General features: G+C 68.5%; 1 protein-coding gene. It reads left to right on the top strand.

Annotated elements, in window-relative coordinates; all coding sequences use genetic code 11:
* Window positions 1–498, top strand: a 498-nt coding sequence (locus tag D7Y04_RS42555; RefSeq protein WP_147477332.1) for a condensation domain-containing protein, incomplete at both ends; no start/stop codon positions are given.

Raw genomic sequence — 498 nt, 5'->3', positions numbered from 1 at the left:
GGCCGCACCCACTCCGAGGCCGAGGGCCTCATCGGCTTCTTCGTCAACACGCTGGTGTTGCGCGCCCACGTGCGCCCGGAGGACTCCTTCCGCCAGCTGCTGGCCCAGGTGAAGGCAACCACGCTCGCGGCCTACGAGCACCAGCACGTCCCCTTCGAGAAGCTGGTGGAAGTCCTCCAGCCCTCGCGTGACTTGAGCCGCAGCCCGCTGTTCCAGGTGATGCTCGTCCTGCAGAACGCACCCGCAGAAGCCCTGCGCGTGCCGGGCATGGCCTTCCAGCCCATCCCCCTGGAGGGCAACTCCTCCCGCTTCGATTTGGCCCTCACCCTCTTCGAGGTGCCTCAGGGCCTTACCGGCTTCCTCGAGTACAGCTCCGACCTCTTCGACGCCTCCACCGCCCAGCGCCTCATGGGCCACTTCAGCGTCCTTCTCTCCGCCCTCGCCGCCCAGCCCGACGCTCGCGTGTCCACGCTGGAGGTGATGACGGCGGAGGAGCGG

The sequence above is a fragment of the Corallococcus sp. AB038B genome, assembly GCF_003668955.1.
In the GTDB taxonomy this organism is placed as follows: Bacteria; Myxococcota; Myxococcia; order Myxococcales; family Myxococcaceae; genus Corallococcus; species Corallococcus exiguus.
Note: the sequence above shows the minus strand (reverse complement) of the source record. Positions and strands in the feature narration are given on the sequence as shown.